19 protein-coding genes and 1 other annotated feature are annotated in these 23,390 nt (G+C 44.4%); of the genes, 15 read left to right on the top strand and 4 right to left on the bottom strand.

What is annotated here, in order from left to right; genetic code table 11:
- The first annotated feature begins 81 nt into the window (after positions 1-81).
- The 9 genes from M3212_RS08605 to M3212_RS08650 all read left to right on the top strand — a co-directional run bounded on the left by M3212_RS08605 (position 82) and on the right by M3212_RS08650 (position 9,068).
- Positions 82-240, top strand: a complete 159-nt coding sequence (locus tag M3212_RS08605) for a hypothetical protein (protein ID WP_251193554.1) — start codon at positions 82-84, stop codon at positions 238-240.
- 41 nt (positions 241-281) lie between these two features.
- Positions 282-773, top strand: a complete 492-nt coding sequence (locus M3212_RS08610) for a YajQ family cyclic di-GMP-binding protein (protein WP_251193555.1) — start codon at positions 282-284, stop codon at positions 771-773.
- 59 nt (positions 774-832) lie between these two features.
- Positions 833-1,498, top strand: coding sequence for a YczE/YyaS/YitT family protein (locus M3212_RS08615; protein WP_251193556.1), 666 nt, complete (start codon positions 833-835; stop codon positions 1,496-1,498).
- A 192-nt stretch (positions 1,499-1,690) separates the two neighbouring features.
- Entirely contained in the window at positions 1,691-2,203 is a 513-nt protein-coding gene (locus tag M3212_RS08620) for an RNA polymerase sigma factor (RefSeq protein ID WP_251193557.1), read from the top strand.
- Between the two features lie 13 nt (positions 2,204-2,216).
- Positions 2,217-3,209: a DUF4179 domain-containing protein gene (locus M3212_RS08625; RefSeq protein WP_251193558.1), complete on the top strand. Its 993-nt coding sequence runs from the start codon at positions 2,217-2,219 to the stop codon at positions 3,207-3,209.
- Between the two features lie 743 nt (positions 3,210-3,952).
- A complete protein-coding gene (locus tag M3212_RS08635) occupies positions 3,953-4,954 on the top strand; it encodes a methyl-accepting chemotaxis protein (protein ID WP_349774179.1) in 1,002 nt (333 codons plus the stop codon).
- 79 nt (positions 4,955-5,033) lie between these two features.
- Positions 5,034-5,289 (top strand) — a binding site (T-box leader).
- Positions 5,290-5,349: 60 nt separating this feature from the next.
- Entirely contained in the window at positions 5,350-7,050 is a 1,701-nt protein-coding gene (leuA, locus tag M3212_RS08640; protein WP_251193559.1) for a 2-isopropylmalate synthase, read from the top strand.
- Positions 7,051-7,215: 165 nt separating this feature from the next.
- Positions 7,216-8,253, top strand: coding sequence for an NAD(P)-dependent oxidoreductase (locus M3212_RS08645; protein WP_251193560.1), 1,038 nt, complete (start codon positions 7,216-7,218; stop codon positions 8,251-8,253).
- A gap of 35 nt (positions 8,254-8,288) precedes the next feature.
- The gene (locus tag M3212_RS08650; RefSeq protein ID WP_251193561.1) at positions 8,289-9,068 is read left to right on the top strand and encodes an HpcH/HpaI aldolase family protein; all 780 of its coding nucleotides are present in this window, start codon (positions 8,289-8,291) and stop codon (positions 9,066-9,068) included.
- 11 nt (positions 9,069-9,079) lie between these two features.
- Here the strand turns inward: M3212_RS08650 and M3212_RS08655 are convergent, their stop codons facing one another.
- Positions 9,080-10,489 (bottom strand): LysM peptidoglycan-binding domain-containing protein, encoded by a 1,410-nt coding sequence (locus tag M3212_RS08655; protein ID WP_251193562.1) that lies wholly within the window; start codon positions 10,487-10,489, stop codon positions 9,080-9,082.
- Positions 10,490-10,886: 397 nt separating this feature from the next.
- Between M3212_RS08655 and M3212_RS08660 the strand changes: the two genes are divergently transcribed.
- Positions 10,887-12,332 (top strand): DHA2 family efflux MFS transporter permease subunit, encoded by a 1,446-nt coding sequence (locus M3212_RS08660; protein WP_251193563.1) that lies wholly within the window; start codon positions 10,887-10,889, stop codon positions 12,330-12,332.
- A 296-nt stretch (positions 12,333-12,628) separates the two neighbouring features.
- A complete protein-coding gene (locus tag M3212_RS08665; RefSeq protein WP_251193564.1) occupies positions 12,629-13,261 on the top strand; it encodes a LysE family translocator in 633 nt (210 codons plus the stop codon).
- A 134-nt stretch (positions 13,262-13,395) separates the two neighbouring features.
- On the opposite strand, the gene M3212_RS08670 is transcribed toward M3212_RS08665, so the two are convergent.
- Positions 13,396-16,098: a UxaA family hydrolase gene (locus tag M3212_RS08670; RefSeq protein WP_251193565.1), complete on the bottom strand. Its 2,703-nt coding sequence runs from the start codon at positions 16,096-16,098 to the stop codon at positions 13,396-13,398.
- Between the two features lie 215 nt (positions 16,099-16,313).
- Between M3212_RS08670 and M3212_RS08675 the strand changes: the two genes are divergently transcribed.
- Entirely contained in the window at positions 16,314-17,354 is a 1,041-nt protein-coding gene (locus M3212_RS08675; RefSeq protein WP_251193566.1) for an acyltransferase family protein, read from the top strand.
- Positions 17,355-17,526: 172 nt separating this feature from the next.
- Positions 17,527-18,408, top strand: a complete 882-nt coding sequence (locus tag M3212_RS08680; protein WP_251193567.1) for a LysR family transcriptional regulator — start codon at positions 17,527-17,529, stop codon at positions 18,406-18,408.
- Between the two features lie 331 nt (positions 18,409-18,739).
- Here the strand turns inward: M3212_RS08680 and M3212_RS08685 are convergent, their stop codons facing one another.
- Together M3212_RS08685 and M3212_RS08690 are read right to left on the bottom strand one after the other, a co-directional pair.
- Positions 18,740-19,024 (bottom strand): hypothetical protein, encoded by a 285-nt coding sequence (locus M3212_RS08685; RefSeq protein WP_251193568.1) that lies wholly within the window; start codon positions 19,022-19,024, stop codon positions 18,740-18,742.
- 79 nt (positions 19,025-19,103) lie between these two features.
- On the bottom strand, positions 19,104-20,222 hold the full coding sequence (locus M3212_RS08690) for a hypothetical protein (protein WP_251193569.1): 1,119 nt from the start codon (positions 20,220-20,222) through the stop codon (positions 19,104-19,106).
- 301 nt (positions 20,223-20,523) lie between these two features.
- Between M3212_RS08690 and M3212_RS08695 the strand changes: the two genes are divergently transcribed.
- Both M3212_RS08695 and M3212_RS08700 read left to right on the top strand, forming a co-directional pair.
- Positions 20,524-22,488 carry a methyl-accepting chemotaxis protein gene (locus M3212_RS08695; protein WP_251193570.1) on the top strand — a complete coding sequence of 655 codons (1,965 nt, stop codon included), beginning with the start codon at positions 20,524-20,526 and terminating at the stop codon, positions 22,486-22,488.
- 116 nt (positions 22,489-22,604) lie between these two features.
- Positions 22,605-23,360, top strand: coding sequence for a MerR family transcriptional regulator (locus M3212_RS08700; RefSeq protein ID WP_251193571.1), 756 nt, complete (start codon positions 22,605-22,607; stop codon positions 23,358-23,360).
- Positions 23,361-23,390 lie beyond the last annotated feature (30 nt).

A 23,390-nucleotide genomic window follows, 5' to 3' on the forward strand; every position in this document is an offset into this window, starting at 1 on the left:
ATGTCTGTTATTCCATAACTTGGGACAAGCCTATTTTGTGGTATACTGGAGGTAGCTGAAGGTAAAAAGTGAGGAATACATATGGCAGAAAAGAAGCCGATTTGGAAGAAATGGTGGCTTTGGCTGATCATTGCTGCTTTTATTATCTTGAACATTCTGATTACAAATGGTCAGGACAACGGTGACAGCAATGGGGATGACCCGCCAAGGCTAACCGACAGCCCGATTTCAACACATTAATCAGCTGGCACAACTTATAAAGAATACGGAGGGATTCAGACATGGCAAAGGATAGTTCATTTGATATCGTATCTCAGGTCGACACGGCGGAAGTCACGAATGCCGTGACAATGGCGACGAAGGAAATTCAAAACCGCTATGATTTTAAAGGGAGCAAAAGCAGCCTCGCGCTTGAAAAGGAAGAAATCGTCCTCGTATCCGACGATGAATATAAACTCGAGCAGCTGAAGGATGTTCTTGTCTCCAAGCTGATCAAGCGCGGGATCTCCGTCAAAAGTCTGGATTATGGCAAGATCGAAAACGCTTCCGGCGGCACGGTTCGTCAACGGGCCAAGCTTATTCAAGGGATTGACAAGGAGACAGCAAAGAAGATTACAGCTCTTATTAAAAACAGCGGCTTAAAAGTAAAGAGCCAGGTTCAGGATGATCAAATCCGGGTGACCGGCAAAAACCGCGATGATCTACAGGCTGTGATCGCAGCCGTGAAGGAAGCTGATCTGACGATTGATGTTCAGTTTATCAACTATCGCTAACGACGGGTGAGGGAGCAGAGAGAAACCTGGTTACCGGTGTAACCAGAAAGGAAAAAATGATGAAAATAAAGGAAAAATATAGAAGTTGGCAAAAATGGCTCCTTTTTGTTATCGGGACATTTTTACTGGCGTTGGGCTGTGCCTGTATGATTCAGGCGGAGCTTGGGGTATCAACGTGGGATGTGCTTCATACGGGGTTAGCTGCTAAATTCCCAATCTCAATTGGGCTCGGTGTCATTATTATCGGGATGCTTTTAATTGTGATGAAATATCAATTGGACAGAGAATGGCCGCAAATCGGGACTTTTTTAAATGCGATCCTGGTCGGAGTCTTTCTTAACCTTATTTTGGCGAGTGGTCTGCTCCCTGACACCGGACAGCTGTGGCTTCATATCCTGCTGCTTGCGGCCGGAATTTTATTGATGGGGTTTGGCTCAGGGATGTATGTCGGTTCAGGAATCGGCGCCGGCCCACGCGATGGCTTTACATTGGCGCTCGCGGCCAGGCTAAACTGGTCGATCCGCTTAACGAGAACGGTGATTGAGGCGACAGCGCTGGGCTGTGGCTGGCTTCTTGGAGGAGGGCCGGTCTTTATCGGAACCTTCCTCGCCGTTGTCCTGATCGGCCCTCTAATTCAATCGTCGTTATTTTTCTGGAGAGCTCAAGTCGCAAAGCTTGATGAGAAAGCGAGCGAAGCGGCTGCAAAGACACCGATGTCATCGTAAAACGGATGTTTTGACAGCAAAACGGTGAGTTGAATTCTGCGCTAGTTTGCAGATTCACTCGCTGTTTTTTTATTGGAACGAAGCGCTACTGTCATTGCCTCCGTCATGCTAAAAAAAATATAGAGGGAACTATATTGGCATTTATTTTCTCTAATTAGTATAAGCAAAAAAACATCTTGAAGGAGAGCTGGTATGGAAAAGTTGGTAAAAAAAGCAAAGAAGGGCGATGGTGATGCCTTTGTATTGTTGGTTCAGCAATATGAAGAAGTTCTCTACTATACAGCAAAGCGATTATTAAAAAATGAACAGGATATTGCCGACGTACTGCAGGATACAATATTGTCTGCATTTGAACAATTGCATGCATTAAAGAAAAATAAATACTTTAAAACATGGCTTTATCGAATTTTACTGAATAAATGTTCAAATGTAGCTAAACAAAAGCAAACAAATGAGTGGGTGGAATTACAAGATTATTTTGTCGGGAAAATAGAAACGTTTAGTCATGTTGAATTTAATGAGGCTTTAAATAGCTTGCCGTATCAGCAAAAACTAATTTTCTTTCTCCATTATGAGATTGGCTACACGACGAAAGAAATCAGTGAGCTTTTAGAGATCCCGGAAGGAACAGTAAAATCAAGGCTATCGAGAGGAAAGGTTAGTCTGCGCAATAATTATTATCGCAATGAATTATTATCCAAGTGAAAGGGTGAGACAATTGGGAAACGTTCCAAACCACATTCGTAAAGCATTAGATGAAACGTATAATGATATTCGTGAGAAATCAAGTATGCAAAAGAGAAAAAACATGGTCCAACGTTCGATTGGCGCTGCAGTTGTGTTAATTGTAATCGGTGTAATGGCAACTAATGAAAATGTTCAAGCGAGCTTTACACAATTATTCTTTTCAAATGATCGCGGTGCTCAATTGGCGATTGATGAAGGCTTTGTCAATGACGATAGAGCAACAATTAGTGATGAAAGTATAAGGATCACAAAAGAACAGCACTTTTATGATGGAAGAAAGCTTGGAATAAGTTTATCAATATTGTTTGACGAGTGGACGCAACTTGAAAATATTGTCGAAGTTACTTTAGATTACCGTTTAGTAAATGGAGATGGTACGTATCTTTTGGAGATGATTCCTGACACCAAACCATTGAAAGGAGATGGGCTGCATTCCTTTCAAGTAGGAAGTGAGCAAAGTAAATTGAACACCTCCGACGGCAGGGTGGAGATGGAGCTATTATTTAGCGCCATAGGAGAAGAAATTTCGTCTATTCATGATTCTATATTTATATTCAAAATAGAAACCATTAAACTATGGCATGAGGATGGGACATTTAGTAGTGTAGACGGTGAATGGAATATCCCATTAAGCAATATGGACGAAGAGTATACAGGAGATCCTGTTCCATACAAAGCATCTGACGAAGATCATTCAATTAAGATCATTAAAGCTACAGCATATCCAACAAGCTTATTCATTCAATTTGAGATGGAGGGTGACCATTCGGCTGAGTTCTTGCAGATAACTATTTTGACCGAAGATGATGAGAGGTATGAAATAGGCGGTTATCGAGTAGAGGTAACAGATGAAGAAACGACTGTTATTTCGGGGAATTTCCCACTATCTTTATTTGAAGACCTTGATGATTTGACGTTGCAAATTGCTGGTATTGGAGAAGTGATGTTAAAAAAACAGAGATAAAAGCCTGTTTAGGTTATCTGGGGACGTAGCGTTTGCTGACAAGGGCAAACGCTACGTCTACTGTAATAAAATAGCTTTCCTGTTTATATGATTCCGCGCAAACTCTAAGAATCATGAAGTGAGATCAAATATGCTGGCAGTTAATTGGAATGAAAGACTGGGGTACAAAGGCGCCATTGCAGATGCTAGTGAGTTTGGTGTTGACTAAAAGATGTCGGCGAAAGTTATAAAAACACAGTGATAGGAGGAGGAATTTGGATGGGAGTAATTTCGAATTATTTTGGCCCTTTTTTCATGCAACTGGTTATTGTCCCTTTTTTTGTGATCGGGTCAGGGGTTTTTATTGCTATCCTCATAAAAAAAGTGTTGGTTGCTCCCATAGTAACATTACTATTAAATGTATCGTATGAAGTCTGGTATAGTAATTATTATTATCCGCATTTAGAAATGTCTCTGACAACCTGGAACATTGTATTACCGGTTTTATCCTTTCTTATTTGTTGGTTAATTATGTTTATTAGAAAATTGCTAAAATGATTTTTTAATATAATAACGCTCCTCGGTCCATGATGAGGACTGACCGTCAATGCAAATCAACCGATGTTTTGACTTGTTGTCCCGACAGTTTTTGCCGGGGGAATTTCTATGTTAGATAACCTTACATGGTTTTTGGTTTTACACAAGGAATCGGTTTTCTTTTGTCAAAATAAGTAGGTTGATTGAACTATTTTGGGGGGATGACCGTGATTGGGGAAAAAGAGCTCAATGTATCCAAGCTGTGGAGTGAACTTAAAGAGCTATATAATCAAATGGAAGGGTCCATTAAAACGACAAATCGAATTTCAACCCATGCCAATTTGCTGGCACTGAACTCTGGGATTGAGGCGGCAAGGGCCGGGGAGGCAGGGCGTGGCTTTTCAGTTGTGGCAAACGAAATAAAAAAGTTTGCCGATGAGAATCTTAAAGCGAATACGATCAATAATCAGCTGATCCGTACCATTCAAGAAAAGACAAATGAAGTGATAGCGGTCCGCACCGTCGATGTCGCTTTTGATACGATTGATAAGATTGATCGAAATTTATTTGAGCGCAACTGTGATGTACAGGCATGGACAACGTTTACAGCGGTTAAAAATTGCTTGCTGGAGCCTGGTCCGGGGACGATTTCTGAAGCGGAGACGCTGCTCAGTCAGCTGCAAAAAATTTATACGGTCTACTACGATTTGACGATTGTCAATCTTGACGGAAGCGTCGTCGCTTCGGGTACCAACACGAGCCTGACCGGGCTTGATTTTTCGACGGCGAGATGGTTTCAACAGACGCTTGAATCAGGGAAAGTGTATGCTTCTGACATGTATCACGCGCCTGCCGTCCAGGGCTTCACGATGAATTATGCCGCTTCGATATTCGATCATTCCAATGCTGTCATCGGCGTTCTGACGACATGGTTTAACTGGGATTACATTTATGACATCATTGACGAAGTCAAAATTGATGAGAAGACGGAGCTTTATTTAATTAATAAAGACGGGATGGTGATTGCGTCGAAGAAAAGGGAGGATATTTTAAATAAAGACCTCGGTTCCTTAACCGCGGTACAGCTGCTTAAACAGGGGAAAACAACGATCGGCTATCAGCATGAATCGGTGGAAGGAAAGCGGAAAATAATCGCGTACTGCAAAACAAAAGGATACAATGATTATGAAGGAAAAGGCTGGTCGGTCATTGTCAGTGAACAGACATAAGTGATTTCGCGATGCATGATGAAATTTTCAAAATAAACTTGAAAAGCTTTGGCGGATGTAGTATGATTTTGCCAACACTTAAAATACGACGAAGAGGAATAGTACGATTTTCGAAGCGCTCAGAGAGCTGTTGGGTGGTGAAAAACAGCCGTGGAAAAAATCCGAACTCGCCTTGAAGTAGCTCGCTGAAATGATAGTAGGTGGAGACGGTTCCTATCCGTTATAATAGGAGGATATAAGGGCAAACAGCCCCGTATCTGTTAAAGCTGCATACCGGTTTCCGGTATGAAATCAGAGTGGTACCGCGTAAGATGTCACAGTCTTTCGTCTCTATTGTCGATAGGGATGGAAGGCTTTTTTGTTTTATTAATGCGAAAAGAAAGGGTGGTTTAAACATGAAAAATGTAAACAAATATGCCAGAGGGTATTTCGTCCCGCCGGTAACAAGCATGAAATGGAGCGAGAAGGAATATATTACAGAGGCTCCGGTCTGGTGCAGTGTCGATTTGCGTGATGGAAACCAGGCGCTTGTCGTGCCAATGAGTCTGGAAGAGAAGCTGAAATATTTTCAATTATTAGTCGATATCGGCTTTAAAGAGATTGAGGTTGGCTTCCCGGCTGCTTCTGAAACAGAGTATGCGTTTTTACGGACACTGATTGAAGAAAATCTAATTCCAGATGATGTGACGATTCAGGTGTTGACTCAGTCACGCGACCATATTATTAAGAAAACATTTGAATCGCTGCGCGGGGCGAACAAAGCGGTAGTCCATTTATATAATTCCACATCGGTCGCTCAGCGTGAGCAGGTCTTCCGCAAATCAAAAGAGGAAATTATCGAAATTGCCGTATCCGGCGCGAAGCTTCTTCAGAAATACGCGGCTGAAACCGAAGGGAACTTCATGTTCCAGTATTCGCCTGAAAGCTTTACCGGAACAGAAATGGAATTCGCGCTCGAGATCTGTAATCGCGTGCTTGATGTGTGGCAGCCTACCGCTGAACAGCCGGTGATTATCAATTTACCGGCGACGGTCTCGTTTTCAATGCCGCATGTGTACGCCAGTCAGATTGAGTATATGAGCGATAACTTGCATTTCCGCGAGAATGTCATTGTCTCTGTCCACCCTCACAATGACCGCGGGACAGGGGTCGCGGATGCCGAGCTGGCGATGCTTGCCGGGGCGCAGCGAGTCGAAGGAACACTATTTGGTAACGGTGAACGAACAGGGAATGTCGATATTGTTACGCTTGCGCTGAACATGTATTCACACGGTGTTGATCCGAAGCTGGACTTCAGCAATATCCGTGAGATTATTGCAACGTATGAGCCATTAACTAGAATGAAGGTGCATGAGCGTCACCCTTATGGAGGCGATCTTGTCTTTACCGCTTTTTCCGGGTCGCATCAGGATGCGATCGCCAAAGGGATGAAATGGCGCGAGGATCATAAGAAGGATACATGGAATGTCCCGTACTTGTTAATTGATCCGAAGGACATCGGCCGCGAATACGAGGGTGACATCATTCGGATTAACAGCCAGTCGGGAAAGGGCGGCATCGGCTATGTGCTTGAGCAGCAATACGGCTTCGACCTCCCGGCAAAGATGCGTGAGAACTTCGGCTACCGGATTAAGCAAGTATCAGACCGGCAGCATAAAGAACTGCTTCCGGGGGAGATTTACGATATTTACTTAAAAGAATACGTCAATCTTACAGCACCGATCGAGTTTATCACATACAGCTTCACTCAGCACGATGACTTTGAAACGACCGTGCAAATGAAAAAGGATGGCCGTGTGGAAGAGATGAAGGGAAGTGGAAACGGACGTCTAGATGCGATCAGCAACGCCCTTCAGACGAAGCTCGGTATTCGCTACTCGAATTTGATCTACAAGGAGCACGCCTTAGAAACTGGCTCAGAATCACGCGCGGCATCCTATGTTGGAATCACAGCCGAAGACGGCACGGTATATTGGGGCTGCGGAATTGATGTTGATATTATGACCTCATCCGTCCGAGCACTGTTCAGTGCTGTAAACAAGCTGACTGAAGCTGCAACGGTGCAAAAGCAGGCCGCGGCAACTGCTAAAATATAACGATTTTTCGCCTTTGTTCGCAGGCCGTCTAAGAGGAGAACTGATCTCCTCTTAGACGGCCCGCGCATTGCATAAGCTTGGCCCGGCTCAATAATAAGAAGTTGAGTTTTTAGGCATTAAGTGATATATTACATATTAAATTGACGAAAGAGAGGGGAGACGTTTTTGGCATCGTTTAAAATTGGGATTACGCGGGATTTTCTAAATCCGGACGGGGAATTGAAGGCGGATATCGGCCTTGATTTACTTGATCAGCACCCGCAGATCGAATACGAATTTTTCAAAGAATATAAGAGTGTCGTAACGCCGGATCAACTATTGGGGTACGATGCGGTGATCAGCCTGTATCCAAGCTATACGAAGGAATCCTTCAAGGGTGTGACGCGGCTGGCGGCGATTGCCCGGGCAGGAGTCGGCTATAACAATGTCGATTTAGCAGCCTGTACCGAGTCTGACATTATCTGTTTTACTGCCCCGAAAGCAGTACGGAGACCGATGGCTGTTTCAATATTGACATTTTTGCTCACGTTGAGCTCGCGGGTGATGGAAAAAGACCGGATTGTCCGTCAGGGAACGTGGGAGGAGACGCCGAATTACATGGGAATCGGCCTTGTCAACAAAGTGGTCGGCTCGGTTGGACTCGGAGGAATTGCGCGGGAATTCTTTTCTATCGCCAAGCCATTAAAGTTCAAGGCGATCGCTTATGACCCTTATGTTTCACCAGAGGAAGCGCAGGCGCTCGGAGTCGAACTCGTTGAATTGGATGCGTTGTTGCAGCAGGCTGATTTTGTCAGTGTCAGTTGTCCGTTGCTTGATTCTACCTACCATTTAATTGGTGAGCGGGAGCTTTCCTTGATGAAGCCGACGGCGTTTTTAATTAATACTTCGCGTGGTCCGGTCATCGACCAGCAGGCACTCACCGTTTGCCTCGAGGAACGCCGGATTCAAGGTGCAGCACTTGATGTGTTTGAAACGGAGCCGCTTGATCCGGATGATCGATTAACCCGGCTTGATAATGTCGTACTCGCCCCGCATGCGATTGGTTTTACCGATGAATTATTCCGCGGACTTGGCGAAGAGGATATTCGTGGGCTTATCCGTCTTTCCCAGGGGCTTATTCCAGACAGCGTCGTCAACCCGGCAGCATTAACTCGTCCGGGCTTTCAGCAAAAACTCGCACGCTATCAAGCTACGAAACGATAATTTGAAAGCGTTTACGAAGAAAAGGAGCCAGAATAATGAGAAAAAATCATGTGAAAGAAGCACTTGCAGCAGGGAAAACGGCGATTGGCACGATGGTGTTTGAATTTAATACTCCAGGAGTCGCCGCGATTTTGGAGCAGACCGGAGCGGATTTTGTTATCTATGATATGGAGCATAGCGGCATTGGAATGGACTCGATGCGCCAGCTAATGAGCTATAATCGGGGTGCTTCCATTCTTCCTTTCGTCCGGGTGCCGGATAGCCAGTATAGCCATTTGAGCCGAATTCTCGATATCGGGGCGCTGGGGCTGATGATTCCTTTTGTTGAAACAAAGGAACAGGCAAAACGCATTATCGATGCAACCAAATATGGTCCGCTTGGCAAAAGAGGGACAGCCTTCAGCCTTGCCCACGATGATTTTATTGGTGGAGACATTTCAGCGAAAATGAAACGAAGCAATCAGGAGACATTAATCATCGCTCAAATCGAGAATGAAACCGGGCTTGGCAATGTCGAGGAAATCACGGCAACGGAGGGTGTTGATGTCGTCTTTGTCGGAAACCTCGATCTCTCGCAATCTATGGGAATTAGCGGGCAATACGATCACCCGCGTTTACTTCAGGCGATGGAGCATGTCGTCGAAGTTTGCGAGAAGCACGGCAAAGCAGCAGGCTGTTTTGTCGCGGACGTGGAAGCGGCGATTTACTGGAAAGAAAAAGGCTACCGTTTTATCGCTTATTCAGGCGACGTCTGGCTGTACCAGCAGGCCGTAAAGCAGGGGATTGCTGCGATTCGCAATTCTCGTCATAAATGAAGTCCGGCATACTACCTTTTTCGGGGGGTGAAATTCGCCTCTAGTAAGGCCCAGTTTTGCGGATAAGGATAGCCCAGCGCCCAGTAGCTGACTCCACGTAGTTGAAACTCTTTAATTAGGTCAAATTTCGTCTGGGCGCTGCGGGCATCCTCAAACCAAACCTCATGAGCCTGCCCGCTTTCATCCGTATAACGGAAAAAGGGAGCCTGGGTATCTGCATCATATTGGATAGGCGCGCGATAACGAATTGCCCGTTGCACAGCTTCCTGCGGGCTGAACGTTTCCGCTTCCTGGCCCTCGACATGGGGGAGGAGCCAGTCACGCGCATAAATTTGAAATCCTAAAAAAATCTTCTCAGCTGGCATGACAGATAACGCATATTCAACGACCTGTCTCATATTGGATAGTGGCGAGATCGCTTGAGGCGGACCAAGCCGGTAGCCCCATTCATAAGTCATTAATATGACGAAATCAACGATCCGGCCATGGGCCTCATAATCATGAGCCTCATAGAGCAGGCCGGCCTGACCGGCACTTGTTTTCGGGGCGACGGCGGTTGAAACAAAATAACCATCCGGATGAAGGCGGGCAACAACCCGCTCGAGAAATTGGTTATACAATTCTCGGTCATCAGGCAGAACATTTTCAAAATCGACATTTATACCGCTATATCCTTTTTCTCGCATAATCGTCACAATGTTGGTCAGCAGCCGCTCCTGCAAATCAGTGTTCGCCAAAATCGTGTGAGCTAAATTGGAACCTGCTTCGGTTGATGTGAAATTGGTAACGGCCATCATCGGTATCACTTGATTTTCCCAGGCTGCTGCGATTGTCAGCTCATCCTCAACCGGCTCAAGCTCTCCCGTTTCCGTTATCATATAAGCGAATGGACTCATATACGTAAGCAAAGGACTGAGGGAGGCGATAGTCCGGGCCGCATCCTGATCCTCTTGATAGGTGTACGCGTTGACTTCAATGACCGGTCGCGGCCGAGGAATCAGCAAAGGGGAACCCGGGTAAATCAAATTTGCTTCGGAAAGCTGGTTTTCAGCTACAAGCGCTTCGACTGTCGTACCAAAATGGTTGGCAATATGGGAAAGTGTATCGTGAGGCTGAACGATATAGTGAACAGGTGGAATAATCAGTGTTTCTCCGGGGTAAAGCAGATTGGGATTCAATGACGGGTTGGCGATAATGATTGCCTGGGCCGAGACCCCGTATTGTGCGGCAATCGTCGAAAGCGTATCACCAGGCTTAATGACATAGGAGCTTCCAGCCGCAGGAATAATCAGCGTCTGACCGTTAACGAGCTGGTTTGGGTCCTCGAGTTGGTTCAGCTCGATGATCGTCTGAATGTTCACATTGTAATAGCCGGCAATTTGCCAGAGCGTCTCTCCGCCCCATACGACATGAATGACCATAGCAGCCCCTCCATCAAGATTATGGTCTACTATATGCTGCATTCTACAAAATATGACAGTCATAATTTGTCCACATTCTCATAAAAAAACCTTGACATTTCTGTGAACGATCGCTATGATTATGATGATTACAAGCCGGAAGGGTGGTTACCATGATCTACTAATCCTATTGAAGAAGAGATTATTAATCTTCTAAATGAAAAAAGACAGTCGCGCTTGCGTTTGTCGTTTTTTGAATAGGATTGGATAAAATCATGGTATTTTTCATATAGCTGATAAATCATAAGCCTTTTTTTGCATGAAAGGCTTGTCTCTTATAGTGCTGTATATACGCATGGTTGTCCTCCTGTTCAGAAATGATAAGGAGTTTTTTTATTTTATTCACCTGGAGGAGCCAATGAACCCTACTATGAAGACGAAGCCGATCCTGATCACGTTTATGATCGGGGCATTCTTTGCTATTTTAAACGAAACATTGCTCAATATTGCGTTGACGGAATTGATGGCTGTTTTTTCGATTGAGACTCACACGGTCCAATGGATGGTGACCGGATTTATGCTCGTCATGGGAGTATTAATGCCTGTTTCCGCTTTGTTGATTCAATGGTTTACGACAAGACAAATGTTTATCGGGGTCATGTCGATCTTTTTACTCGGGACGACGATCGCCGCCTGCGCCCTTAACTTTCCGATGCTGCTTGTTGGCCGGATGGTCCAGGCCGTTGGAACGGGGCTGTTAATCCCGGTTATTTTTAATGCTTTGCTGTTAATCTATCCAGTCGAAGTGCGCGGGAAGATCCTGGGGACATTCGGTCTTGTGATTATGTTCGCCCCGGCGCTCGGACCGACGTTATCAGGTGTGATCGTTGATTTGCTTGGCTGGCGCTGGTTATTCATCTCTGTTATCCCGTTTGCCATTTTCTCGATTTTATTCGCGTTGAAATATTTACAAAATGTCGGAGAGGTGACCCGACCGAAAGCCGATATTCTTTCGATTGTCCTCTCAAGCATCGGAATCGGTGGAATTGTGTATGCGTTTAGCAGCGCCGGAGAAAGTGGACAAGGGTTTACGTCGACAGCCGTGCTGGTGATCATTGTGATCAGCCTGCTGTCGCTGATTTTCTTCGTCCGGCGTCAGCTTAGGCTGGAGGAACCGCTTCTTGACGTTCGTGTCTTCACGTATCGCAATTATGCCCAGGGCGTTACCGTGTTTGTCATTGTTGTCATGGCAATGTTCGCCTCTGAGATCATCATGCCAATGTATTTACAAGGCCCTCTCGGCTTTTCTGCGAAACTTGCCGGGTTACTGCTTTTACCGGGAGCGTTGTTAAGCGGACTGCTGTCTCCAGTGATGGGCACGTTGTTTGACCGCTTTGGTCCGAGAAAACTGATTATACCGGGTTCGACTGTCTTAGTCGCGGTAATGATTTTCTTCAGCACGATTGACCCGTCGCTTTCGGCGTGGACTTTTATGCTCGTCTATTTGGTGCTGATGGTGGCGATAACCTCAATCATGATGCCGGCAGAAACGAATGCGTTAAATGATTTACCTGTACATTTATATCCACATGGTACAGCGATTGCGACCACGATGCAGCCGATTGCTGGAGCGCTCGGTGTTTCGATTTTTGTTAGTATCGTGTCACAGGGTAGCAACCGTTTTATTGAATCCCAGACCGGACCGGTCACCCAGCAGATGCTTGATGAAGCAATGACAATCGGCGTTCACCATGCCTACTGGTTTGCGATTGCGTTAAGCGTCACGGCGTTATTCATCGCGCTATTTATGAAAAAAGCAATCAGTCCGGATGGCGGGCAGCAGCAGGGAGGCGCCCTTCATTAAGCAGCAACCTGATTATAGACAACTTGCCCAGAAAGGAGCCTAGCTTCTCCTTTCTGGGCTTTTTCTGTTGCTTGGCAGGAAATAATCATCATTTGCAGCTCATATATATAGAAAAGGTTTTTTACAACAGGAGGAAACTCCATTGAATGGAAAGAGGTGCTTTTATGGATCATGAAATGAGGGAGCAAGGGAAGGGCCCTATTCCGCAGCCGATCCGAAGTGAACGAAAACTCTAATTGAAAGAGATAACGTTTAGCGTTATAGTTTAGGTTTAAATGATGATAGGGAGGGGTTAGATGCTTTCATCTCTATTGCTATTTTCAATTACAAGTTTTCTTTTGATCATAGTCCCGGGGCCAGACACAGCAGTGATTACAAGGAATACGATTGTCCATCAGAAATCAGGTGGATTTAAAACCTTAATAGGGACACTCCTTGCTATAAGTGTCCATACTATAGCATCCATTGTAGGTTTATCAGCGATTATTATGCAATCAGCTATGGCATTCATGATTTTTAAGTATGTGGGTGCCATTTACCTCGTATACTTAGGAATAAAAGCTTTATTATCAATGAAAAAGGAAGAGGAGAGTTTAGGTGAAAAGATACCAAATAGCGCACAGGGTAAACAAAAATCTCTCATGGTCCAAGGATTCCTGGCTAATATATTAAACCCTAAAGTGACAATTTTCTATCTGGCGTTTCTTCCTCAATTTATTACCCCTCAAACGGATACGTTAATGACATTCTTTGTGCTTGGTGCAGTATATTTGTTAATAAAACTTGCTTGGTTTACAGTATACATTTATGTCATAAACCTAGTTCGTGTTTGGATGAGGAAAGAAGGTGTTAAAAAGGCAATGGAGGGCTTAAGTGGAGCGATTTTTATTATCTTTGGACTCCGTTTAGCTTTGGAAGAACCTAAATAATTTTTTAATAAAAGGGAGCAGGTTAATTTTCCGCTGTCGGTTTGTGTAGAAAATAATTTTTGGTAAACTTTGGAATCTGTTGAATTCACGATGTTAGGGATGTTCCTCCAAATGGAAGAACATCCCTCTACTTTTTATAATGAGATGCCTAGCAATCCGCGGGTGAATTGGAAATCAATGTTCCCCTGCTGGAAGAGACGCGGGGTATAAGCATGCTCAATCGTTTGCTTACAGCGTTCTAAAATTTGCTCCGTCCAGATCGATGGATCACCGCTGAGGATGAGATCCAGATCATTGGCAAATCGTTGCTGCATCGTCAGATTTGAAGACATTTGCAGCATCGGCACAAACGGGTGGGTTTGCATCGGCTGTTCATTTGTCAAGGCAATAAAGAGCTCAACGCCCGTGGCCGCTAATCCTGTAACCGTCTCAACCCAATGCGTCGTTGGCGCCTCCATTATATGGAACCCATTTTTACGGGCATGCTCACCGTATGATAACGACGGTTCGACTTTCGCTGCTGTAAACAGCGGCTTATGATAAGCTTCGGTCTCAAGCAATTGGCTGTTTTCAGGAAGGACGACCAATCCGCCGGCACCGACAATCATTTTTGTTAAAGCGGCCAGCTGCTCTCCGTCAACATCAGTGACGGAACCATCAGTGATAATGCCGACGCGCAACCCTTCAAGCCCGACTACTTCTTCTTTTCGCGGCGGAGTGACGGCCAATTGCTCGGTAAACCAAGCTTCGACCTTTTCCGTTACTTTTTTAATGCCGCCATCAAGCTGAATGCTGGCAAAGCCGAGCCGGCTCGGGTCGATGTCATTCTCTTTCATTTGATTTTTCATAAAGTCATTATGTGTTTTCTCACAGCCATGCTCCAGCAGAAGGCAATGTTTAACAAGAGGATGACGAAGATAGCCCATCATCGTGCGGGCATACATCTGTTCAGGCTGACCAGCCGAGTTCCCACAGCCTTCCGTATGAGCCAATGCCACAAAGCGGGACAGACCTTTTTCCTGACCGAGCTCTTTTTCATTCAGACGCTTGGCGATCATATTGGCGACCTGACCGGAACAGAGACTCGTCGGTAAAATTAAGCCGATGGCGTCACTGGCGAGATGATCGTTCTGACGCGTAAAGCTGAATGTGACAGAAGGGATGACTGCTCCGTCTGTGCGGATGGCAATCGGCTCACCAGTCGGCTCCGGCTTAGTGAGCAGCTCTTTAAGTTTGCTCGCATCGGTCTGCTGCCAGTTGCGCCAAATTTGTACTTGCGCATGGCCTGCTCTTTCCCCGACACTGCGTTGACCGGAGGCTGTTTTCAACATTAATTCAAATGTTTGCTTGCCGAGCTCATCCATCGGCATGCCATCCTGATACAGACCGGCATTAATATCCATATCCTTTGAAAGCAGCTCGAACCGGCGGGAAGTCGTCACGACCTTGAGCGTCGGCACAAACGGAAAGTTGGTCACAGAGCCATTTCCTGTTGTAAAGAAAATCAGATTACAGCCGGAGGCAACCTGGCCGGCGATACTTTCAAGATCGTTCCCCGGACTGTCCATGAAATGAAATCCTGAATTGTGCATTGGCGCACCGTAATCAATCGCATAATCAAGACGCATATCCGGATCTTTTTTGCGGGCGGCACCAATCGACTTCAAATAAATATTATAGAGTCCGCGGAATTTATTTCCGCCTGATGGATTCCCTTCGGCATTCGCCCCATGCCAGGCCGTCCGTGTCTTAAACTCATCGATTAACGTTAAAAACTTGCGTGCCGTCTCGACGTCGCGAACTTTCTGCAGAACATACGGTTCAGCTCCGATTAGTTCATCCGTTTCCGCAAGGTTGGCAGCGCCGCCATACTGGATTAACTCCTTTGAAATCCAACCGAGCAACGGATTGGCGGAAATGCCGGAGAAGGAGTCGGAACCACCGCACTGCAAAGCGATTTTAAGATGGCTGATTGACTCGGGTGTTCGTTCGATTGCATTTACAGCCGGCAACCATTGTCGGACAATTTCTTCCCCTTTGGCCAAGCTTTCTTCAAATCCATCCTGGATAGAAAGGAAGCGGTGCAGAACATCATCAACCGGGTAATCGTGGCTTCTTGCATATTCTTCAACCATTTTGTTGGTAACGCCTTCATTTCCGTAATCGACGAGCAGAACGGCACCGACGTTTGGGTTGACCATAAATCCGGAAAGGGTCCGTAATAACAATGGAAGGTTGTTCGGCTGCTTTATGTCTCCTTCTGTATGAGCGACCGGGACAATTCCGTCAATTTGCGGATAATTCGGCAGTTCGCCTTTCAGGCGCGCAGCCAGCTGTTTCACATAACTGCCGGTTCGTGAAGTTGTGCCTAACAGGACGACCATATTTCTTGTTCCGACCCCGCGTGCTTTGCTGCGACGATAGCCCATGAACGTCCGTGTTTCCTTATACGTGGGCAGGGCAGGGGCAGGCTGGAAGCTTTCCTCATCAAGAACAAATTCCGGTACATCGTCGGAAAAATTCGGCTCCGGCGGCAAGGCGAAGTCAAGCCCACGCACACTCAGCGCCTCAAGCACTCCCTCGTTAATCACGTAATTTCCAGGCTGGATTTCCTTCTGCGCGACGCCAAATGGCAGTGCCCACGAAAGCATATCATCGCCCGGCGCAATTGGTTTTACCGCAAAGCGGTGCCCTTCCATGACTGTATAATCCAAAGTCAGCTCCTGCCCCTGATAGTGAATCACCGTACCAGCATCGAGCTGACGCGTCGCCACTGCGACATTATCTTCCGGTAACGGAAGTCTAGCAACTTCATCAAATTTGTAAGATAAATTCATAGTTTTCAAACTCCTTACTGTAGATTTCTATCAACAATCTATCATCATGGCTAAAACGATGCTCAGAAAGCTTGAAAGCGTTTTATAAATTTTTTAATAAAAATCGAAGTCCCGTTTTTAGCATAGATGAGCTCATGTACATATTTTATCACAGAATGAAAAAAAACGGCTGATATTTTCTTATAAACAGTGCTTTCTTATAATATGTTCAAAGAATGACCATCGTTCTGGAAGCGGTCCCTGGTGGTTTTTTAGGTGTCGGCGTATTTTTTGTCTTATCCGGCTATCTCATTACAGACCTTCTCATGATGGAGTGGAAAAATACGAGGCGAATTGATTTTCGCCAGTTTTGGATCCGGCGAATCAAGCGTCTGCTTCCTACCCAGCTTGTCGTCTTACTGGCTGTCGCGCTATGGACAGCGCTGTTTCATCCTCTGCAATTAGCGAATCTTTTGGGAGACTGGTTCGCATCTCTTTTTTATTTGACGAACTGGTGGTTCATCTTTCACGATGTCGGCTATTTTTCTAATTTTGGACTGCCTTCTCCGCTCTTGCATTTCTGGTCGCTCGCTGTTGAGGAGCAGTTTTATCTCATTTGGCCATTTTTGCTTTTACTTGGCCTTCGGTTCGTTCGTAACCACAGGCTTCTCACTAGTTTGATCTTCATCGGAGCTCTGGCTTCGATCGTTGGAATGGCAGCGCTCTATCAACCGGGGCTACTCGATACTAGCAGAGTCTATTTCGGGACAGATACCCGCGCCTTCTCTCTTCTGATCGGAGCGGCACTTGCGCTAAGTTTACCGAGCCAAATCGTCAAGGAGAAGCTGGCTGATCATAATGGGGCGCGTCTCGCCCTTAATTTTATCGGGACTGTCAGCTTGGCCGGTTTGCTTTGGATGATGTGGAAGACGACCGAGTATGATGCTTTCCTGTACCGCGGTGGTATGGTGCTGCAGTCATTGGCGGCAGCTGGCTTGATCGTCGCCGCCGTTCACCCCTCTACTTGGATCAATCGTGTTTTCGAATGGAAGTGGCTACGGTGGTTCGGCATTCGTTCATACGGTATTTATTTATGGCATTATCCGGTTATCGTTTTGTTCTTTCCGGCAGGAAATGGAGAAAATCGGCTCGTTTGGATGTTGATCCAAATGGGGATTACGCTTGTGGTTGCCACGTTGTCTTGGCGGTTTATCGCGCAGCCAATCCGTTCCGGTGCGAAAAGAAGGAAGTGGAGGGAACTCACTCCTTCACAATAAATAAGGAATGAAACCGATTAATGAGCTTGAGACAAAACTAGCTTTGGACCTACTGGCAATGGCTTCATACGCCACAAGCCCGTTGTGAGAAACCCACTCGTATAATTAATAATTTCAATGAATTACTCATGATACGATAGAATTAATCTATAAGGGAGAGAGAGGGTTTACAATGAACTTGCAGCAGCTCGATATTTATTATCGGTTTTGCCAATCGAAAAATGTCACAAAGGTCGCGCGTGAGATGAATTTAAAGCAGCCAACCGTCTCTTTCCACTTGAAAAAGCTGCGGGACTCTTTAGGTGTGATCTTGTATGAACAAAAGGGGGAAGAAACCGTCCTAACCTCGGCCGGTTCGATGCTTTACCAGTATGCGGAGAAAATTCTTCTGCTCGTATCGGAAGCTGAACGGGTGATGAAGGATTATCAATCGTATAAAAGAGGGGAGCTGCAAATCGGGGCGAGTACGATTCCGGCAAGCTATGTGTTACCGCCTATTTGCAGTCAGTTTCATGTGAAGCGACCGAACGTCCAAATTACGCTCCATGTTCATTCAGCCCCTACGATCATCAAGATGGTCGAAGCAAAGCAGGTCGATTTCGGCATCGTCTCGATTCAACCGCTACAGCATTCATTGCTGCTATGCAAAGCGATTGTCCCGGATCGCCTTGTCTTCGTTCATTCCCCCGATCATCCTTTAGCGGAGAAAGAGCAAATAACGCTTGAAGATATCGAACAAGTCCCGATTTATATTCACCAGTCCGGTTCCACGCGTCAAATCATTGATAAGTGGGTGGAGCGGGAGAAACTCAGCTTACATATTCAAATGGAATTAACGAGTATTGAGGCGATCAAGCAGATGGTTATCCTCGGTACGGGGGCGACGATTTTATCAGAGCGGGCTGTGGAGGAGGAAGTAAAACAGAACAAGCTTGCCGTCCGGCCGTTACCAAACTTCATTCATGACCGTTCGATCTCAGTGATCTATCGGCATGACCGTCCGATCAGTCCGCTGATGCAGGAGTTTATGACCGATGTATTCAGGAGTGTATAATTGATTGGTTGAAGAAAGTTAGGATTTATATGAAGAGTGGCGAAGTGTGTAACGGAAGGGACGATAGTAGAGATGGTGATCTTACAAGCTTCCTTTATTAGTTGCTTCCACTGAGAGTTCAAGGAAACCTTAAAGATCAATGTTAAGTATATCCGAGATATCATCAAGGACATATTAGAAAAAATGCCTATTCCAAAGGGAGAAATTTCACTTTTATTCACTTTTTTAAGAAATTTAGTCTGTAAGGTGAAATTGAAAAGATAAATGTTTCCTCTTAGTTTCACCTTACAGGAGGTTATTTGGTTCTCATAATATATTTAGTAATATGGTGTTATTTTCTAACGGAAGAATATTTTTGATAAAGGACTATTAAAGACGATGTATACCAGACATATGGGAGATGCTCTATTGCTATCGCACCAGGCAGTATAACAAGCAAGTCTATGAGCACAAGCACGAGTACAGCAAAAAGGAATTGGATAATAATAAATCCATAGGGGATATACTTTGTAAATAACAATAAAGCACCATAAAAAATTAGCACCCATATTAATGTAATAATTAGCACAATAAATATCCTTTCGAAGACAATAGCAGTTGAAATATTCTCAATCATCTACTTCCCTCCCAATTCTTTAAAATATAAGACAGCTCATTTAAATGAGCCGTCTTATATTTTACACCATTAAGAATAATTAACGAACAGGTCTATAGTAGTTAGTTGCATCTGCTCTAGTTGTTGCATATTCTCTAATATGACCAACATATTCATATTTCAGCCATGTATTTTGTGTGATAACCGCCTGACCATTACTATTTAAAGGCATACCACGGGGCATTACAAGTTGAGAATGTGCTGCGATACCATCAGTCTCATAACTTGATGCTCTTGCAAGATTTAATTGATACCAAACTCTTAATGTCTGAACATTAGCAGTGCTGTTAATGTTAGTACGTGATATAGGTATAAAGATTGGAATATCTCTAGTAGTAAACGGAATGCTAAATGAAATATTTCTAGTTCCTGGAGATGCAGGGTTAATAGTTTGTTTTCTACCGGTTCCCTGCATACCGTTTTGAATTTGTGCTTCGTAAAGCCAAGTTTGTTGAATAGCACTGCTTGGTTGTGATGCTAAAGTATTAGCTTCCCTAACAACAGGTCTTAATCTAGTAATCCAATCTGCTCTTTCGCTCATACCAGGAGTAGTAAAAGTGTCTAGTCTTATTCCTGTATTACTAACAATGACATTAGTTCTTGTCATATCTCCAGTATTCATAAGAGCTATCTCATTTTCCTCACTTAAGATTGTTTTAAATTCAGTTGATGTTTCAATTTTAGGCTTGGAATCACCATCTAAATTAATTGTGAAGGGATGAATTCTATTCTCATCTTCATCTAGTTCAAAAATATTAATCACAGCATTCCCGTCTTCAAGAATAAACATTTCAAAATGTAATTCTCCATTATTTACAATTCCAGTATATCCATTAGCTTTGTGTCCTTCAAATTCATTAAAAGAAGCTGTAGAAGTTAATTCATATGATGTCAAATACTCATCAGTGGCATTAGGAATATGTATCGTTCCAGAAACAACACCATCGACTAATTCTAAGTCAGCTTTAACCAAGTTGTCTTGAATAGCTTTTTTCTCAACTAAAAATGTTGAAATTCTGTTTTCTTCATATCGCGTATCCTGCACGTATCCACTTGTTTTGAAGCTAGTTACATCATTTTTTGACTGGCTGTCTGCGAATGTAGAGGTGGGCAAAAGTAAACTAAAACAAAGTAAACTTCCGATAACGACTTTTCTCAATAAAATCACTTCTCCTTTTACATTTTTACCACAAAATATATTTTCTGTGATTATTTCCAATAATAAGTAAAATATCTAAAAATGTCAATGAATTAAAGTGAAATTTCCAAAAAAAAATAAAAAATTATGGATCGTCAGCTTTGCATTAAAAAGCAAGTAAGAGGTGTCTGAAAAACATCCGTTTATTCAGAATCATCCAAATAGTTATTTATTATCGTCTTTATCGCAAATTTTGTCGAATTATCATATACTAATCTAGTCAAATTGTAGATTACATACTATGTAGTAGGAGGCACGCTTCTTGTTTACGTCTATTCATTCTAGATTATTTACTATCTTTTTACTCGTCTCTCTCATTCCTTTATTATGTTTAAGCATCTTTTTTTACACACAAATGCAAAGCGGATTCTCCAGTTTATTAACAGAGAATAAAAATGAAACAAAAGAGTCGATCTCGCTTCAACTGAACCGGGCAGCGACGGATTTACTTGAGCTTACTACGCTCTATGCCGAAGATGAAGAATTGAAGCAAGCATTTATCGATCAAGATCGGGAGCAGCTTCATCTCATCATGCAACGGGTTTATAATCGCTTACAAACCGAGCACGGAATCGACGTATTTGAATTTGGCGATTCGGCCGGAAACGTCTTCTATAGAGCCCATAATCCGGAAAAATTCGGCGATGATAAAAGCGCGATGTCTGTGATTCAATCCGCTTTAAATGGAGAGGAACTAGCTGGCTTTGAATTTGGGAATAGCGGCCTGGCCGTTCGGGCTTTTGTACCAATCAAAGATCGCAATGAAACAATCGGGACTCTTCAGACTGGTCTGAGCAGTACATTTCTCAATTCGATTGCTGACTCATTACAGCGAGTTGATTTAAACATTTTTAATACGGACGGAGAGATCATGGTCTCTTCGCATGATGATGTGATCGACAGCAGACTCAATGAGCCGCTTATTGAAAAAGTTATGCGCGGAGAAGAGGTGACAGAGGATAGGGGCAATGTGAGAGAAACCTACATTCCTCTCTTTGACCCTACCCAGTCCGAGGTGATCGGGATTATTAATTTTAATCAGGATGAATCGATCATTGGACAATTTCAAAACAGAATCGTCCTTATCCTTTTTCTCGTGTTAGGGGTAACAGTTTTGGCGATTTCGTTCATTGCCTGGGGGATCAGCAGAAGCTTTTCGAAGCCAATCCAGGAAGTTACGGAAGTGATGGATGAAATTTCAAATGGTAACCTCACCGCTAACCTGACGATAATGGACAGAAAAGATGAGATCGGAAAATTGTTCAAATCGGTAAATGAGACAAAAACGCATTTACGCGAGATCATTCAGACATTAGCTCACTTAACGGGGCGGGTCAATCAGCAATCGGCCATGCTGAGACAATCATCCGAAGAAATCATGAATGGCAGTCAGCAAATCTCAATTACGATGCAGGAATTGTCGAACGGAGCGGAATCACAAGCTTCCGCTACAGTTGATTTAACGGAAACGATGCAATCGTATTCTGCAAAAATAACATCAGCAAGCAAAACCGGGAATGATATCGCCTCAACGGCCAGTAATGTGCTTAAGCTGACGGAAGCAGGGAAGGATAGAATGGATACGTCGATTTCGCAAATGGACACGATTCACCAGCGAGTCGATGAAGCGGTGGCGAAAGTCGTTAGTCTGGAGCAGAAGTCGAGCGACATTACTGATCTTGTTAACATGATTCAAGCGGTGGCCGAGCAGACGAACCTGCTTGCGTTAAATGCGGCGATTGAAGCGGCGCGCGCCGGTGAGCACGGTCGCGGCTTTGCCGTTGTGGCAGATGAGGTTCGGAAGCTGGCTGAGCAGGCCGCTCATTCCACGGAGGATATTAAAGCGAACGTCTCCGGAATTCAAACGGAATCCAGGCAGGCAACGGACGCCTTGCGCTCCAGTTACTCACAGGTTGAGCTTGGGACGAAGCAGATCGATGCTACCGGACAAACCTTAAATCAAATGACAGCTGCGATAGCCGAAATGATTACAAAAATCAATCAAAATACTTCAGACTTGAAAATGATTGAACAGGACACGGAGGACATGCAGCAATTTATTGACCATATCGCCTCGATTTCCGAGGAATCAGCGGCGGGAATTGAGCAAACAACCGCTTCGACTCAGCAAACCGCAAGTTCAATTGAACAAATTGCCCAAAATACCGATACATTAGACCAGCTAGTTCAAGAATTGAATGAAAAAATGAAACGATTTAAGATTTGAAGAATGAAAGCCGGTTTTCTGTAAGGTTTCGTACAGCATGATATCTTTTTAAACTAACCATTGACTCTTACCTTAGGTAAGGGTCTATTGTTTTATGTACAGGGAGGTGGTTGACGTTGCTCACGGTAAAGCAAGTTGCGGAATTGACGGGGGTAACGGTGAAAGCTCTATATCATTATCATAAGATTGGTTTGCTGGAGCCGGCTGAAATATCCGATAACGGCTACAGACTATATGGCAAAAGGGAATTAGAAAGGTTGCAGCATATTTTGTTTTACCGCGAGTTGGATTTCACGTTGGATGCGATTCAACTGCTTTTGCAGGAAAAGAAAAATCGCGACCAGCTTTTAGTAGAACAAAAGGACCTGCTGGAAAAGGAAGTAAAAAGGATTACCCTTATCTTACACACAATTAAGGAAACGATTCATTTTGAGAGAATCGGAAGGAACTTGGATGAAGAAAGCATGTTCAAAGGGTTGAATAAAGAGCATTGGCAGGAAAGCCTGAAAGCGCATCATGCGCATTTGAGAGTGAAGTATCAATTGGACGTGTTCAGCGAAGTGCGCAGCGAGGAATTTGAGCAATCAGCGAAACAGGAGCAGCAGTTTCAAGAGAAAATGATCTTTGCCATGCAGCAAGGGTGGGCGGTAAGTGATCAGCGAGTAAAGAGTTTGATTGCCGACCTTCTTCGTTACATTAACAGCCTCAGCTATATTAGCAATCTTGTTGATGACGTCGATGCGACCGGCTTTGTTGAAGCGACATGGGTCATCATCAATGATGAGTTTTATAGAAGTAAGCTGGATCAGCAGCTGCTCGGACTCGTCTACTATTTATATGCAGCGGCGGTTAGTTATGCAGAAGAGACGTAACCGATAGAATGATTTAACCGCCACGACAGG

Origin of the sequence: Halalkalibacter oceani (genome assembly GCF_023715705.1) — a bacterium.
GTDB classification, from domain to species: Bacteria; Bacillota; Bacilli; order Bacillales; family Bacillaceae_D; genus Halalkalibacter; species Halalkalibacter oceani_A.

Bases quoted from the DNA above. Each gene is read 5' to 3' on its own strand.
- M3212_RS08605 (WP_251193554.1), top strand. From the start codon at position 82: ATGGCAGAAAAGAAGCCGATTTGGAAGAAATGGTGGCTTTGGCTGATC.
- M3212_RS08610 (WP_251193555.1), top strand. From the start codon at position 282: ATGGCAAAGGATAGTTCATTTGATATCGTATCTCAGGTCGACACGGCG.
- M3212_RS08615 (WP_251193556.1), top strand. From the start codon at position 833: ATGAAAATAAAGGAAAAATATAGAAGTTGGCAAAAATGGCTCCTTTTT.
- M3212_RS08620 (WP_251193557.1), top strand. From the start codon at position 1,691: ATGGAAAAGTTGGTAAAAAAAGCAAAGAAGGGCGATGGTGATGCCTTT.
- leuA (WP_251193559.1), top strand. From the start codon at position 5,350: ATGAAAAATGTAAACAAATATGCCAGAGGGTATTTCGTCCCGCCGGTA.
- M3212_RS08650 (WP_251193561.1), top strand. From the start codon at position 8,289: ATGAGAAAAAATCATGTGAAAGAAGCACTTGCAGCAGGGAAAACGGCG.
- M3212_RS08655 (WP_251193562.1), bottom strand. From the start codon at position 10,489: ATGGTCATTCATGTCGTATGGGGCGGAGAGACGCTCTGGCAAATTGCC.
- M3212_RS08660 (WP_251193563.1), top strand. From the start codon at position 10,887: ATGAACCCTACTATGAAGACGAAGCCGATCCTGATCACGTTTATGATC.
- M3212_RS08665 (WP_251193564.1), top strand. From the start codon at position 12,629: ATGCTTTCATCTCTATTGCTATTTTCAATTACAAGTTTTCTTTTGATC.
- M3212_RS08670 (WP_251193565.1), bottom strand. From the start codon at position 16,098: ATGAATTTATCTTACAAATTTGATGAAGTTGCTAGACTTCCGTTACCG.
- M3212_RS08675 (WP_251193566.1), top strand. From the start codon at position 16,314: ATGACCATCGTTCTGGAAGCGGTCCCTGGTGGTTTTTTAGGTGTCGGC.
- M3212_RS08680 (WP_251193567.1), top strand. From the start codon at position 17,527: ATGAACTTGCAGCAGCTCGATATTTATTATCGGTTTTGCCAATCGAAA.
- M3212_RS08685 (WP_251193568.1), bottom strand. From the start codon at position 19,024: ATGATTGAGAATATTTCAACTGCTATTGTCTTCGAAAGGATATTTATT.